At 56.8% G+C, this 12,953-nt stretch carries 16 protein-coding genes; 4 read left to right on the forward strand and 12 right to left on the reverse strand.

Annotated elements, in window-relative coordinates:
- Nucleotides 1-68: 68 nt before the first annotated feature.
- The 7 genes from M5G17_RS00685 to M5G17_RS00715 form a co-directional block, all read right to left on the reverse strand.
- Nucleotides 69-464 (reverse strand): nucleotide-binding domain-containing protein, encoded by a 396-nt coding sequence (locus M5G17_RS00685; RefSeq protein WP_273891130.1) that lies wholly within the window; start codon nucleotides 462-464, stop codon nucleotides 69-71.
- Nucleotides 347-4,372 carry an NACHT domain-containing protein gene (locus M5G17_RS00690; RefSeq protein WP_273891115.1) on the reverse strand — a complete coding sequence of 1,342 codons (4,026 nt, stop codon included), beginning with the start codon at nucleotides 4,370-4,372 and terminating at the stop codon, nucleotides 347-349. The genes M5G17_RS00685 and M5G17_RS00690 overlap by 118 nt, the downstream gene beginning before the upstream one ends.
- 14 nt (nucleotides 4,373-4,386) lie before the next feature.
- Complete coding sequence (locus M5G17_RS00695; RefSeq protein WP_273891116.1) at nucleotides 4,387-4,794, reverse strand: DUF6375 family protein; 408 nt, start codon at nucleotides 4,792-4,794, stop codon at nucleotides 4,387-4,389.
- Nucleotides 4,791-5,708 (reverse strand): radical SAM protein, encoded by a 918-nt coding sequence (locus M5G17_RS00700; RefSeq protein WP_273891117.1) that lies wholly within the window; start codon nucleotides 5,706-5,708, stop codon nucleotides 4,791-4,793. Before M5G17_RS00700 ends, M5G17_RS00695 begins: the two co-directional genes overlap by 4 nt.
- A gap of 482 nt (nucleotides 5,709-6,190) precedes the next feature.
- Nucleotides 6,191-7,240: a phage integrase gene (locus M5G17_RS00705; RefSeq protein ID WP_273891118.1), complete on the reverse strand. Its 1,050-nt coding sequence runs from the start codon at nucleotides 7,238-7,240 to the stop codon at nucleotides 6,191-6,193.
- Nucleotide 7,241: 1 nt separating this feature from the next.
- Complete coding sequence (locus tag M5G17_RS00710; protein WP_273891119.1) at nucleotides 7,242-7,484, reverse strand: DUF4224 domain-containing protein; 243 nt, start codon at nucleotides 7,482-7,484, stop codon at nucleotides 7,242-7,244.
- A gap of 402 nt (nucleotides 7,485-7,886) precedes the next feature.
- Nucleotides 7,887-8,183, reverse strand: a complete 297-nt coding sequence (locus M5G17_RS00715; RefSeq protein ID WP_273891120.1) for a hypothetical protein — start codon at nucleotides 8,181-8,183, stop codon at nucleotides 7,887-7,889.
- Nucleotides 8,184-8,370: 187 nt separating this feature from the next.
- Between M5G17_RS00715 and M5G17_RS00720 the strand changes: the two genes are divergently transcribed.
- Together M5G17_RS00720 and M5G17_RS00725 are read left to right on the forward strand one after the other, a co-directional pair.
- Nucleotides 8,371-8,664, forward strand: a complete 294-nt coding sequence (locus M5G17_RS00720) for a hypothetical protein (RefSeq protein ID WP_273891121.1) — start codon at nucleotides 8,371-8,373, stop codon at nucleotides 8,662-8,664.
- A 145-nt stretch (nucleotides 8,665-8,809) separates the two neighbouring features.
- The gene (locus M5G17_RS00725) at nucleotides 8,810-9,043 is read left to right on the forward strand and encodes a PLD nuclease N-terminal domain-containing protein (RefSeq protein ID WP_273891122.1); all 234 of its coding nucleotides are present in this window, start codon (nucleotides 8,810-8,812) and stop codon (nucleotides 9,041-9,043) included.
- On the opposite strand, the gene M5G17_RS27780 is transcribed toward M5G17_RS00725, so the two are convergent.
- The 3 genes from M5G17_RS27780 to M5G17_RS00735 all read right to left on the reverse strand — a co-directional run bounded on the left by M5G17_RS27780 (nucleotide 9,015) and on the right by M5G17_RS00735 (nucleotide 10,865).
- Nucleotides 9,015-9,380 carry a DUF4884 domain-containing protein gene (locus M5G17_RS27780; protein WP_476453920.1) on the reverse strand — a complete coding sequence of 122 codons (366 nt, stop codon included), beginning with the start codon at nucleotides 9,378-9,380 and terminating at the stop codon, nucleotides 9,015-9,017. The two genes, M5G17_RS00725 and M5G17_RS27780, sit on opposite strands and share 29 nt — an antisense overlap.
- Entirely contained in the window at nucleotides 9,377-10,120 is a 744-nt protein-coding gene (locus M5G17_RS00730) for a hypothetical protein (RefSeq protein ID WP_273891123.1), read from the reverse strand. The genes M5G17_RS27780 and M5G17_RS00730 overlap by 4 nt, the downstream gene beginning before the upstream one ends.
- 82 nt (nucleotides 10,121-10,202) lie before the next feature.
- Nucleotides 10,203-10,865 carry a hypothetical protein gene (locus M5G17_RS00735; protein WP_273891124.1) on the reverse strand — a complete coding sequence of 221 codons (663 nt, stop codon included), beginning with the start codon at nucleotides 10,863-10,865 and terminating at the stop codon, nucleotides 10,203-10,205.
- Between the two features lie 57 nt (nucleotides 10,866-10,922).
- On the opposite strand from M5G17_RS00735, the gene M5G17_RS00740 reads away from it, so the two are divergent.
- Complete coding sequence (locus tag M5G17_RS00740; protein ID WP_273891125.1) at nucleotides 10,923-11,627, forward strand: hypothetical protein; 705 nt, start codon at nucleotides 10,923-10,925, stop codon at nucleotides 11,625-11,627.
- Nucleotides 11,628-11,631: 4 nt separating this feature from the next.
- Here the strand turns inward: M5G17_RS00740 and M5G17_RS00745 are convergent, their stop codons facing one another.
- Nucleotides 11,632-11,997, reverse strand: a complete 366-nt coding sequence (locus tag M5G17_RS00745; protein WP_273891126.1) for a hypothetical protein — start codon at nucleotides 11,995-11,997, stop codon at nucleotides 11,632-11,634.
- 100 nt (nucleotides 11,998-12,097) lie between these two features.
- Here M5G17_RS00745 and M5G17_RS00750 point away from each other — a divergent pair, with 100 nt between their 5' ends.
- A complete protein-coding gene (locus tag M5G17_RS00750) occupies nucleotides 12,098-12,334 on the forward strand; it encodes a hypothetical protein (RefSeq protein ID WP_273891127.1) in 237 nt (78 codons plus the stop codon).
- A 25-nt stretch (nucleotides 12,335-12,359) separates the two neighbouring features.
- On the opposite strand, the gene M5G17_RS00755 is transcribed toward M5G17_RS00750, so the two are convergent.
- Nucleotides 12,360-12,782 (reverse strand): hypothetical protein, encoded by a 423-nt coding sequence (locus M5G17_RS00755; protein ID WP_273891128.1) that lies wholly within the window; start codon nucleotides 12,780-12,782, stop codon nucleotides 12,360-12,362.
- Nucleotides 12,783-12,953 lie beyond the last annotated feature (171 nt).

Consider the following 12,953-nt stretch of genomic DNA (forward strand, 5'->3'; position numbering starts at 1 on the left):
TGTAGCTATTCGCTAAGCGCCTGATTTTTAACGCTTATTTGGTGGGTCCGGGGGATTTGAACCCCCGGTCATTCTCTGTGATGGGCGTACAGGATTCCGTCATTGATCGCGGGGGGATGCGGAGCCAGAGCTTTACGACGAGAGTGGATCGGTTGTGAAAGGTTTACAGCAAGTGAATCTAAATGGTCGCCTTGGAAGGTAGAGTGCTCGGTGATTTGGCGGTGGCCGCTGTCAATACGGATCTCGCCGCGAATCATGTTTCGCTCTATGGCCTGTGGGCCCACATTTTTCACCTTCCAGTAGATCTTATAGGGTGGCGGCACATCGATCTCGGCGACCCAGAATGTCAGCTCACGCTGCTTCGGTAGACGTGAGCACGCTTGTGTATATGCTGGTGGTCTTCGTAGTACTCGTGCAGGTTGTGCGCCTCGGCCGACCGGTGATGAAAGCCACGCTCTCCCCACATGAGCCACACCAGCTCCTTACCGGACTGCGTCAAGTAGCTTTCAAGAAGGTCACGACGCAGATAGCTGAAAGAGCCACTGACCTGCGAGCCATACTCGCCAACTTCACGGTACAGGGACGCCACCCCTGTAGCATCGTGCAAGTCCCATTTGTTGGCGAGGTACCTGAGACTTAAAGCCTCACAGAGCAGTTTAGAGGGCAGGCTTGCACCGTTGTTCTGGTTCACCACACTGTGGTAGCTCTCCCAGTTGTACTTCTGCACAGGGATGTCGACCGCGACGCCATTGTCCGACCACCGATCAGCGGACACCATGTATTCGGCGCGGTCGCCCTCTTGCTCATCAGCGACAAGCAGTCCCGGAATCGAAGAGAAAGGCATCTCACCCGCATAGGTGTAGTAGTAGCCTGGCTCCTCCGGAATAGCATCATTGCCGGGATATTCGAGACCAGTGAACAACGTGCACAGACGGTCGACTTCTCCGCTGTCCACGAGTATACCACGGAGGAAGGTGAAGACTTGTCGGTCATCAGCGGGAGCGTTTTGTTCGAGGAATCCGTCAAGTACTACCCACGGTCCCGTCAGACCATCAATCTCCGCGATCTCGAGGATGCCGCGGTAATCTGGTTGCGGCCCTCTTATCATCCAGTCACCAGCAACCGTAGGCTGACCACTGAACAAGGCTGGGAGCGGCAGGTCTATGCTCGCGGCCTCGAGTGGGAACGTCGGGTCGATGTCCGCATCTGAAGGGCGAGCGCCGCGATCCTCGGCAAGGAGGCCCTGCGCGTACCGGACACCCCACATCTCGAAGTAAGCGATCCAGCCGTATTTCTTCCCGTACCTGTCGACCTTGTGCTTGTCATTTCCCATACGAGGGCCGGAATTCATTTGACGGTCAACAGCTTCGAACTGCTCAGGGTCATAGCCAAGCACCAGCATTCGCGAAACGATTGCTGGCAGCACCTGCTGGTACTCTGGGTTACGGTCGTCGTAGTTCGACCGACCTGGAATCAGTCTCCCCAGCGTGTAGTTGCCGAAGTCCATTCGAATCGCCGCGCTCTTCGCACGTTCGATCACCGCCGGGGCGTATTGCGGCATATTCGCAAACGGGCTGGGCAGATGACTAAACGGTGGAAGGAGATGAGCTGCCTCGTCCTCAGACAAGCAAGCCGGATCTACCATCCTTGCGATGGCAATGGTTCCCAGGCAGTACTGCTGAAAGAGAGCATGCCAAGTAGGATGCGTCGCGCTAGGCGCGAACATCGCTCGATAAATCTCACGAGCGACTCTAGGCAGTGCCTCACGCATCTCCACAGCATTGATATCCGACCAAGTGGTCAGCGCCGCACCGTAGGCTGCGGCGAACATCCGCTCGGGGACGTATGGGTCTGAAACGGCAGTTGACTCCACTGCCAGCCGGAAAAACTCCACAGGCCGCTTGGCTGCGAATTCGTATAGGGTCTTGGTGGCCACGTCGCGCAGGCTTCTGGACGTCGACGTCAGCGTCCACATTACCCAGCGCGCCCGTTGGATCTCTCGCTCATCTAGGTCCCCCGACTTCCACCTGGTCGACAGGAATTCAAAGTCGTCTTCAACTTCCTCAGATCTCTCGCGAACCCACTCCGACCAGAAAAGATCTCGCTGCGTATTCGGCATGGCCAGGAGTACGCCGTGCAGGAAGTCCATATCAAACGGATGCGCACGCGCTGCTCTAGTTCTTCGAAGTCTCGTGAAGGCAATACGCGCAAACTGCTTCGACTCCTGCATTGCGCGCGCGAACCGTTCCACTGTCTCCCGCCCGATGTGCCTCGGATCTGATTGCGCCGTCAACAACAGAGCGCTATTGATGAGGTTTTCGTCTGACAAGTCTTGCCAAAGCTGGCGCCTGTCAAGGCGTTGCGGATACAGGCCAACCAGAGCCTGGAACACGTCATAGGCAAAGGTATGCGAACCACGTTCACGAAATTGAAAGTTCGCGCGTCCTTCATCGCTTCGCAGCCACTGCGCCAAAGCCGGTCTGGCAAGCAGGGAGCGCGCCATCATATGTCCGGCCATCAGGTCGTATGAAAACGCGATTCCTTGGCCGCCCTCTACAGAGGTTGTTCGAACAAGGACGCCTTCGGACTCAAGCGCACGAATGATGCTGACGTCCCAACGGCCCGTGTCATGAACTGCCGTCCGAGCAGCTTTGAACTCCACGCTTCTCGCGTTGCCCTCCCAGAGGAGACCCGCGATCGTTAGCAGTGCCTCTTGGACTTCATCTTGATAGATGCGATGTGCCATTGGTGCAAGTTCAGCAACTCGTTCGGCAACCTTGTTGAAATGCGCTTCAAACAGGCTTGCAAGCGAACTGGGTAGCGCCTCTACTCCTACAACGTGCTGGCGCCGAGGGTTTGCCACCTCGCAGAAAATTCTCAGCGTCAACGGATGCTGTAAGAACTCGATTGGCAGATCCGCGTCCGTGGCGTCGATCTTATAGTACTCAAAGTACTTGTCGATGGCCGTCTGCGGGTCTTCCTGGAACCCGTTGTGCTCAACTTGAGGAAACTCCTCCGGCAGGCACATCTGTGCGAACTCATTGCGCAGAGTGACAACCAGCAAGACGTACGGAAAGTCCTTCAGGAGCTCATCCGCCCGGAAGAGCTCGTCCCTCCAGTTTCTCGGGTCTTCCGCCTCATTCAGACCGTCGACGACAATTGGGATGCGCTTGCCCGCGCGCTGCCCCGCCGCATCAACGGCCTCAACCAGCCGGTCGAAGCTCTCCGCTGGCCTGCCAGAAATCTTGAAGGCAGACACAAGATCGTCAAGTCCCTGGCCTGCATGGAGATTCTTGCCCAGCAGCAAGACACCACCGGTGAGGTCTCCGTCCGGCTGCGTCACCTTGATGGCAAGCTCGGATTTTCCTTCACCCGCAGCTGCAAGTACGGCCAGGGCTCGAACGCCGATCGACTTCTCCATACTAAGCAGCGCCGATGAAACTGCGTGGATGTCCGCTACGAGATTTGCGGTTAGCGGAGCTCCACCTGAACGAGCCCCACGCAGCTTCGAGAGAAGCCTGTCGTAGCGCAACGCTTGCGGCGGATTCGCCGCAAGCATTTGCTGTACAGAGTCGAAGTCGCCCTTGCCGAGCGATGTGTGCAGGTCATCTAGCAGGCCAGCTAATCCGATGGCTCGAGCCAAGAGCGAGTCGACTTCGGCCTTGAGTTCGGCTTTGAGTTGCCCCGTGAGCGAAGCGATGCCCATGCAATTCGTCTTGAGGGCATTTGAGAGTTTCTCCAGTGAGTCCCACGCGCCCTGGCCGCCCAGATGCCTGAGCACCTTCTGTTCTGCTCCAACGACAACATGAACTTCCTGTTGGTATCGGCGCTTGAATGGAGCTGCAGCGAGCCTATGCTGTTCAGCAAGTAACGTAGGCGTCAGAACGAGCTCGCCGAAGTAAGTTTCTCGAAGTAGTGCTCCCGGCCCCACCAGGAGGTCTTCGATGTCCGTCGCCGTCAGCAGCTCCAACTTCAACTCAGGGAAGCGGTCCTTCTCAAGTGCGAAGAACCACTCTTGGTCCCCCTTTGTCAGCGTGTGGTGCGTCCAAAGCTTCCAATCGGTCACACCTGGGACATGCTTGCGCGTCTTCTCCATGCCCTCGATGATCTTTTGTTTGCGCGTGGCCCCCAAGTCTTGTCCGTTTGCCAGCTCATACCATTTGCATTGCCAGCCAATCCAGCGTGGCGGCGCTCCGAGATCACAAGACTCCGTCAGCTGAAGATGAAACTCCACGCCAGGCTGGTTTGCGAGTTGCTTGAAGCGACCGTAGCGTCCGTAGTGTCGGCGCACCAGAGAGCGGCAAAGCTTTTCGAAGTTTTCGTCCGGGGCCCCAGGTAGCTCGCTGAATACATCCCAATTTGCGGCAGGCATCGGCGTTTTCCTTGTCAGCTAGCATCGGCAGAATCGGACGGGTAGTCGTGCGCAGAGAAAACCTCGACCTTAGCCCCTGCCTCAATGAAGAGCTTCACGAACGCGGAAACCTCCGCCTCGTCAGTCGTGACAGTGATTCTATCGCCTTCACGCGAGAGCTGATGATCGGATTCTAACTGGCCGAGATCGGCCGGCCCTAAGGTGTTGAGGTTCAGAGTACACAGCAACGAGAGCATCTCATCTGAAAATCTCTGATTCTCAGGTTTAGCAAAAGGGATGGAGTAGCTGTCGTCTTTTGCAGCCTGAGCGCTGAGCTTGTCAATGTCCTTCTCGACCTTCTCGGCATCTTGTTCTCGCTTGAACTTGCCGATGAGAACCAGGTTCATCGAATGCTCAGACCCGTATCCGCTCCAAATCTTCATGATTGTGTCTCTCCTTGGACCTCGAAGGTATTTCTGAGTCGCTGAAGCGCTGACAGAACGCCTGCGTCTCCAATCTTCGCGCCGGCGGGCGAGTAAGAGCTCGCGCGAAGCGTGCCGGACGCATCTATGTGCGCATAGGCCTGAAGGCCTCGTTCATCGGGGAGCGGGTTGCAAGTAGGCAGTCCTGACGCCCCCGCCTCACTGACCGCAAGACGAACTTTACCTCTGTAGTTGGCGACCCAGACCTGAAGGGCTCGGCCGACCACTCCATCCATGCTTGCGACCGCAGTTGTTGCTTGCTGAGGAAGCAACAGCAATTCACTAGCTCCAACGTTTTGCGCGAGCTCACTCATCGCGTCAAGTTCTGCAACCGTGCGCTCGTTGACCACGACGTTGAGCCCAAAGGGCGACAAGGCCGCAATCGACTCCATGCCTTTGAGCAGGCTGGAAAACTGCCTTCCGCGCTGTTCTTCGTAGGTCCGACCGACCCCGTCGACGCTAATGCGTGCAAAGTGGATCGAGCCCTTGAGGCGCTCGACCAGCTGTGGCGTCAGGCGATGACCGTGAGTCGTGAATGTGACCGCGAGCTGAGTTTCCCCCGCAACCCGTTTGCATATGTCGACGAAGTCAGGATGCAGCGTGGGCTCGCCGCCGCCAAATCCGACGCCGAGGCACCCCTCAGTATCCAGTTCTTTCAACCAGCCGAGCACCTGATCGGTATGTAGCGACGCCTTGTGCTTCGGCGCGTAGCAGTACGCGCAGTGAAGGTCGCAGACATTGGTGAGTGCAACGGATATCTGGCGGGGGGACGTCGACCAAACCGTCTCTTCCGGGCGCAGCTCGTCCAGCAGGAGATTCAGGCCTGAAATACGATCGAAAAGATGCACCCCGTTTGGGCCGTTTCTGGATTTCATAAGGCATTATCACCGAAAGCAGTTCTACCTTAAATGGGTCGTCTAACGTGTTAATGCTTTCGAGTAGCATCTTCATAAACAGGCAGAGGCATTTTTTGAAGCTATTTAGGCATACCAGCTGCACGCACTGGGTGGTGTAGCTCCGCCCCTTCAGTGCGGTGACGACTTTAGACATGGCCTTACAAATCAGTTCCGCAACTGAAAAATCTACCCTTGCAGCGTAAGGATTTCAGCCCCTTCAGCTTAGGATTTTTGCGGAATGTAAGTCTACGTATGCCACTGTTTTTAAAAGAAAATATAGTGGACTTGAAAACCGTCGATGGGCAACTATCCTAGAGTTCGAATCTCTACGCTTCCGCCACTTCTAAAGCCCTGATTGTTCAGGGCTTTTTGCGTTTTTGAGGGTCGAAAAATAGGGCCTTGGGAACACGCTTGGGAATAACTACAGGCGATATGTTTTAGGACGCGTCCTAAAACTATTGCTATTTGGTCGGCTTGGCGACCGCACCGACCCGCCGGTAAACACGCTCAGTAATGTCTCCCTTGGTGTGGCCCAGCAGCAGGCTTGCGTCCTCGATGTCTTTGATTTCGGATGCGGCTTTAGGGCGGATATCCCTGAATTGGAATTGGCTTATGCGCCCGGCCAGCAGGCTGTCACCTGCTTCCTCGGCGGCTTTAACTGCTTTCTCTCTCGCATCATCCCACCTGTGCCGGAGCATTGCGGCAGTCACCCGCTTACCCGCTTCGGTCAGGATCAAGTAGGGCGAGCTGTGCCGCTCATTCTGAGCCAGGATGCCGCTGATCAGCGCACCTAATCCCGTCTCCACCCCGTCAACCTCAAGCAAGATCCGCAGTTTTTTATTTGTCTTCCGCTGCTTGACGCCCAGGGCAACGCCCTCGATGTCGTCCCTCCTCATCACCAGCACGTCCGCCGGACGCTGGCCTGTCAAATACGCCAGATCCATGGCAACTTTCATCTCGCCCACCGCTTTGTCGTAGACCGCGCTCCAAATTGCATCATTCGCGTAGAAGTCCCGCGGGGCTTCCTTGTTCTTGCGCACTCCCTGGCAAGGGTTCTCCCGAGTTGTGAGCCCCCATTCTCTGGCCAAGTTAAACATATGCGACAAGGTAGCCAGCTCCCGGTTTGCCCGCACTTTGGCTGTCCTGGCATCGCGGTATTGAGCAACGAGGGCGGGGGTGATCGCATCGATCGGTGCATCATTGAAGAAGGGGCGCAGTTGCCGCAGTTCGGCCAGGTTGTCCTTTTGGGTTCGCTCAGCCTTCTTCGGGATAACGTCCCGCTCGTATCGGTCGAAGACGGCCTTCATGATGCGCAGGTCGTGAGGCTTATCTTTCGACTCCAGGTCGGCCCATTTCAGGCGGGCGAGATTGATGTCGCTACCGAGCGTGATTTCTTTACCCGACTTGTCCAGGTAGTAGTAGCTGATCCAGACCTTGCCGCTTTTGCGCTTGCGAGTGCGTTGGTACATGTGCGGAGGAAGGTGGCGGTTCTCTGTCTTGCGCGGGCGCATATCACCTCACTTTCGAAATATCAGGCGTCCATGCCGGCACTGGCAGTGGCGGGGGCGTTACGGGCATCACTTGAAGGGTCATACCCAGCTTCATTCGGGCGTACTGCCGGCCAACCAGTGGTCGACCACCGCGGCTTTCAACAAAGTGCCAGCCGCGTTCGTTGAGCCAGCGGCGCTGGTAGCCCCTGGCCTTGTAGCCGGTCAACTCGGCCAGTTCTTTCTCCGAGAGAATTTCGGTTTCCATGGGATAGGCTCCACGCCGCGCATGGCGGCAGAGGTGGGGAGGGGTTAAGTCAATTGACCTAATGCGTAATGTGAGATGTCAAACCGGTACAGGCAGGGTCTTGGATCAAGGCCCCCCACAAGAGCGAGTGCTTCAGCCATGACCAGAGCGGATGAATCTCAGATAGAAGCCCACAAGCTACTGATGCTGCTCGACGCGGAAACGTCCTTGGCCATGAAGCTTGTCTCGATGAACACGATGGCCGGGCCTGAATGGCATGCTATGCGCAAACGGCACCGGGCTTGCTTCGAAGCATGGAGCAAATTCACCAAGGAGCTTGCTGCAGTCGAGCCAGTTATCATCAAGTAGGCCCCTGCCAGATCATCCAGGCCATGTAGAGCGGGGCGGCGATGGGTAGGAGGATCATGGCTGCAACTCAGCGTTGTAGCGCTTGTAGTCCTCGCCAAACTCCCAGCAGTAGGTCGCTGGCCACGCGCCTGGCGTACCTTCATCGACGAACGCGTACCGGGATTCAAACTCTCCGGAGCGATCCGGCACCGTCTTGCACCATTTGTGTTGTGGCCCGCCTAGAAACCAGCCTGGGCATTCCTTCACAGCTGCAGTCATGAACTCTTCAAGGTCGTGGTGGCCCTTGCTCATGGCGATGTAGGTGTCGCTGCCGACGCTTTGGACATCCAGCGGGTACTTTTCTTCAGGCATGACTTCGTCCTTGCCGCCATATCGCGGCTTTTACAAAAATTATACGTAAGGGGTTTGTGTATCGATTCTGTATAGATTTTAAGGCCGGTTGTCAGGTGGACCTTAAAAATCGGGAACGTGAAGTGGCGTAGTCCGTCAACCTTATTACCCTAACAAGCTCAATTCACTGTGAGCAGGAGGCTAGTCTATGAGGTACAGAGGAGAGAAATTCTGGGCATGGGCGGACCCTACTCTTCATCACCGATATCATGATGAAGTGCTCAATGACGGAACCAAGATTGATGTTCAGGTCCGCCTGTCACGAACCGGCGAGACGCAGCTATTTATCGGTGTTTACGGGGAAAGCGGAACCCTGATTGCAGAAGAGGCCTACTACACACGCCCACACGAAACCATGAGCCGCGCACTGGTCTGGGGCGTAGGTCGAGCACGTTCGTTTGCTGCTGGATCTATTTCCGTCAAGTCTATCCAAAATGCGTAACTATTGGAGGCCGGAGCTAATTACTTCGGCCTCCGCGCGGCCGCCTTACACAGGCGTAGTAAGGTAAACAGTTGATCGAAATATTTGAACCCTCACATCAGCTTTGCTGCCAACCCTGTATCAGCACCCTTTGGGAGTAGCAGCTATGTCAGATCCAATCAGCTATTTCTGGATGTTCGTTGCGGCGGTCATCGTTCTTGTTGATCTCTGGGCCATCATCAGCGTCTTCCGAAGCGAAAAGTCCGATGGCGTCAAGGTTATGTGGTTCCTAGGCATTGTGATCTTCCCCGTTCTGGGCCTGATCATTTGGGGCCTGTTCGGTCCTCGCGGCGTCAAGCCTGGGTCAGGGCCTACATCGCCGGAGCACAGCAAGGGGTAGAGTGCAAATGTGCTCTTTGATCATTCGCCTTGGTAAGGGTGTCTTGTTCGTGCGGGGAGAGCTGGCGCTCGTTGCCGGCCTGGTGGTTTCCACCCGAGATTTCTTGCGCTGGGTTACAGCCTTTGCCGCAGTCCTGGGACCATGACGCCGACCCTGAGCAGTTGGTGAAATAGCGATCCCGCCCGCCATCAAGGAAGCGGTAGACGGTGCAGCCGTCGACGGTGAAAAGCTTGTCGACCTTGTATGTACCGGCGACGACTGTGGCGGCAGGCTTATCAGGCTCCCGGCAGCCGGCCAGGGTGGCCAGCAGCAGGAGGCAGAGGGCGAGGCGGGTCACAGCAGCACCCCGCTGGCCTTGGCCAAGCTCACGTCTTCTTCGGTGATGAGGTGCACAGCCATTTTCTCGATGGTGAAGAAGTTCGGTTGGCAGAACTTTCGGGCCCAGGCCTGCAGGGGCTCAAGGGCCTGCTCAAGAGCCGCTTTCCCCTCGTCGTCAATGTCGGGATAGTTGTCGACCCATTCGCCCGCATCGCTCCCAGCGGCAGCTTCGAACATGTGGTCGAGCAACTCCTCTGCGTCTGGGAGGAACCCAGCCGGGTCAGCCTTGCAGACGATTCCTGTATGCACGGTGTCGCCGACCTTGAGACCTCTGCCCAGGCCCGGGCCGAAGCTGGTGCCTTCCGCCGAGCTGCCGAAGTTGTCACGGAGTAGCACCGCAAGGCTCGGGTAGTCCCACGATCCGTCATCACCATTAACCGACCAGGCCTCTTCAGCCTTGCGGCGTGCCCAGCTGACGCACGGGCCGTCCTCCGTGTCGAAGATCCCGAGCAGGAACCATTCAGGCCCAGGGCTTTCCGGCTCCCAGCCGAGGCAATGACATGCGCCATCGTCGTAGGGGTGGTGATCAACGATGTCTGCTTCCATGTGCCACTGCTTAAGCTCCAGGCCCTGCTGTACCAGCCAGGCGCTGAATGCGGCCAGATCCTCGTCGAAGTCCGGTTCGTCGGGGTGGCTCCACCAGCCGTCTTCATCGCGCTCGACGGCCACACGTTGGATCAGCTTCATTTCTTCAGACATGACTTCGTCCTTGCCGCCGTATCGCGGCTGTTCAATAGAGGGGAGTGGGGTTAAAGCTGGGTGGAGTACAAATGTACTCTTGTCACGATTTACGCTTAGTGGCGGCGATGGCCTTGGCATACTCGGGGAAGTCAGCCAGCATCCTGTCGACGCTGTCACAGTCGCCGCCCAAGGCAGTTATGCGGGCGTGGCCTGCTTGGACTGCCATGCGATATCCGCAAGTCATCGCCCGCAGTAACTCGCGCAGCTCCTCAGCCTCACCATCACGCGCAGCGAACGCCTTGGCACCCTGGTCAGCCATATCACCGGCGCTGAAGCCGTCGGAGGTTGGTGGATGGAGATAGAGCGGGCCGCTCCATTCGAACTCGGCGTTAATATCATCCACTTCATACCAGTAGCCGGTATCGCGCTCTGTGGTCGACTGATGGAGATTTACCATTAAGCAGTTGGCGTCTTCGTCACGCGCCACCTGAACCAAGGCCGCCTCGTTGAATTCGCCGCTGAGATTGAAGCCTCGAATCCAGTAGGCTCCGGGTGTTTCTGGCTTGTCTTTTGACCAGGCTGCTGCTTCGCCCTGGTGCTGGGCGGCTGGGTAGGCGAATTCGCAGATTACCTCCCAGATTTCGAAGGCCCCACCGCCGCAGACATGAGCCGCCCTGGCGATTCGCTCAGCCATCTCGTCGGTCAGTTCGCGGGGGAAGCTGACCATCTGTTCGGTGTTGCTGGATCGGTTTTCTGTGGGCATGGGGTGGCTCTCCATGATGCTGGCATAATGCGCACTCATCTACTGCGGCGGGGCGCCATGAGAAAGGATTGGGTTGTATGGGTTGGTTGCGTTTCACTCTTCGCTACAGGCGTGATCTGGGGGAGGGTGCCGATAGCGACTGACTTCTTTAAGGTTAAAGACATTCATGACCTGTTCGAAGTTGCTGGCGCCGGAGCAACAGTGATAGCTGTCTGTTTAGCTGTGGCCGGGCTCAATGCTTGGAGGCTAGAAACTTTGGCTACGTCGGACCATGATCTAGCTAGAAGGGCGGCCATTGCGTTGCATGGCTATAAGTCTGCGGTTATACGGGGCTGTCAGGTTGCCGAATTTTTGGTAGATCGAATAATTGAGACTGGCAAGTACAAGGCAGTAGCGAAGTCGCATCAATTTGAGGATATGAAAAAGGAGTTTGAAAGTCTCAATGCAGCAATTACAAGTGCCAAAGCAGTAGCTCTAGAATGTAAAGTCGTTTGGGGGGAGAGTGTTTGGGCGGAGTTTCAAAGCGTGCTTGTGCCGGGCGGCAAATACCTTGATTGCATAGATGGCTATCTGCGGCTGTCACGAGATGGTGTTTCAGATACAGCTAAAGAAGCCATTGCTGAGCAAGTCAGTGACTCACTAAATTATTTGATACCGATTGTTGGCCTCGGAAAGGCAAGCGTGGAGCAAGCTATGGATGAGGCTCTTTCACCGCTTTATTCTGAAATTCAGAAAAGATTTCTCAGGAGAAATGCTTCGTGACGTTTTAGAGCCAATCTATCCAGCCATGCTTTGGCATTTTTGTTTTTGGGTTGATCACCGGCTTGCCCTCGGCGTCGGTGATTTCGCACTTGGCCCTGATGCGCAGGTCGCGGCACTTGCCGGTCTTCCTCGCAAGTTCCATGAACTGCTGGGCGTACTGCGGTGCGTCGAACATCTGGCTCAGCTGTTTCACCTTCTCGCCGGCCATGATCTTGGCCGCCTGCTGCTCAACGGCCTGATTCCACTCAGCCTGGGACAGCTCCAGGGGGGGGCAGCCAGCTTTACCGCTCGGCCTGGTCGTCTTGGTGATCTTCCTGGCCTCAGCCAGCGCTACGTCGGCCGTCATGCCGAAGACTGCGAATGTGCTCATGGTGTTCTCCAGGCAGCCACCAGCCTCGCCGGGGTGGCGTGATTCGTTGAAGTGGGCTATTCGTTGTTGACCGGCATCGGGCCGGGCCAAGGAGGGGCAGGTGGACATTGCGAAACGTAACAAGATCGTTGCCAGGGCATCCGGAATTACACTGGGCCAGGTTGAGTCCTATTTAACCGAGGTGGTAGTGCGGCCAGATGGTTCATGGCTCGCCTACTTCGGGCAGGAGGTTGAACGCGACTCTGAAGTAGCCGGCAAGCTCCCTGCGTCGAAAACCGTTGAAATTTCGAAGGAGGCAGTTCGTAGCGGGGGCGGTTTCGATCACGACAACGGCTGAATTGCTGGCGCGCAGCGCGTAGGGGTCAGGCGGCGCGGACTTTGAAGGTGAGCATCGCCGTGGCGTCTTCGAAGCACTCGTCCAGCTCTTGGTAGGCCCGATACTTGGCCTGGCTGCGAGTGGCCGCCCAGACGCGCTGTACGTAATGGCGAGCATCGCCCAGCATGTAACGGACGTCATCCCAGTCGTACATGCCGTTGGTGAGAACTTCCCACTCTTTGAGCGGCAGCTTCTCGGCCATCTCGCCGTACTGCATTTCCCAGGTTGGGTGGTAGTTGCGGATGCGCTTCTTCGGGTCGCTGTCGAGGATGACGCCGATGTAGTGGCCGCGGTCGGCGATGATAACGCCAGGCTCGCCGTTGGCGATTACGCGGCGCCCGATCTCGGCCGGCACATCATAGTGGCGGCGAACGTAGTCGCAGTCGCAGTCGCAGTTGTAGTTGCTCATGGCTTTCTCCACGCATGCGCCGCTCCTCAGCGGAGAGGCTAGAGTTTTTGGTGTGACTATCCATTCTTGACGGCTAAGAGCCGGACAAAAGGAGTGATTGATGACTACGCAGAAAAATAAGGTCGACGCCTTAGAGCAGCTACTACTCGCGGTGTAGTGGTCAACTCATTC

This window comes from Pseudomonas rubra, assembly GCF_028656935.1.
Taxonomy (GTDB): Bacteria; Pseudomonadota; Gammaproteobacteria; order Pseudomonadales; family Pseudomonadaceae; genus Aquipseudomonas; species Aquipseudomonas rubra.

What these genes read in the sequence shown, in the direction of transcription:
- M5G17_RS00690 (WP_273891115.1), bottom strand. Translation starts at nt 4,372, where the DNA reads ATGCCTGCCGCAAATTGGGATGTATTCAGCGAGCTACCTGGGGCCCCG.
- M5G17_RS00695 (WP_273891116.1), bottom strand. Translation starts at nt 4,794, where the DNA reads ATGAAGATTTGGAGCGGATACGGGTCTGAGCATTCGATGAACCTGGTT.
- M5G17_RS00700 (WP_273891117.1), bottom strand. Translation starts at nt 5,708, where the DNA reads ATGAAATCCAGAAACGGCCCAAACGGGGTGCATCTTTTCGATCGTATT.
- M5G17_RS00705 (WP_273891118.1), bottom strand. Translation starts at nt 7,240, where the DNA reads ATGCGCCCGCGCAAGACAGAGAACCGCCACCTTCCTCCGCACATGTAC.
- M5G17_RS00710 (WP_273891119.1), bottom strand. Translation starts at nt 7,484, where the DNA reads ATGGAAACCGAAATTCTCTCGGAGAAAGAACTGGCCGAGTTGACCGGC.
- M5G17_RS00715 (WP_273891120.1), bottom strand. Translation starts at nt 8,183, where the DNA reads ATGCCTGAAGAAAAGTACCCGCTGGATGTCCAAAGCGTCGGCAGCGAC.
- M5G17_RS00720 (WP_273891121.1), top strand. Translation starts at nt 8,371, where the DNA reads ATGAGGTACAGAGGAGAGAAATTCTGGGCATGGGCGGACCCTACTCTT.
- M5G17_RS00725 (WP_273891122.1), top strand. Translation starts at nt 8,810, where the DNA reads ATGTCAGATCCAATCAGCTATTTCTGGATGTTCGTTGCGGCGGTCATC.
- M5G17_RS00730 (WP_273891123.1), bottom strand. Translation starts at nt 10,120, where the DNA reads ATGTCTGAAGAAATGAAGCTGATCCAACGTGTGGCCGTCGAGCGCGAT.
- M5G17_RS00735 (WP_273891124.1), bottom strand. Translation starts at nt 10,865, where the DNA reads ATGCCCACAGAAAACCGATCCAGCAACACCGAACAGATGGTCAGCTTC.
- M5G17_RS00740 (WP_273891125.1), top strand. Translation starts at nt 10,923, where the DNA reads ATGAGAAAGGATTGGGTTGTATGGGTTGGTTGCGTTTCACTCTTCGCT.
- M5G17_RS00745 (WP_273891126.1), bottom strand. Translation starts at nt 11,997, where the DNA reads ATGAGCACATTCGCAGTCTTCGGCATGACGGCCGACGTAGCGCTGGCT.
- M5G17_RS00755 (WP_273891128.1), bottom strand. Translation starts at nt 12,782, where the DNA reads ATGAGCAACTACAACTGCGACTGCGACTGCGACTACGTTCGCCGCCAC.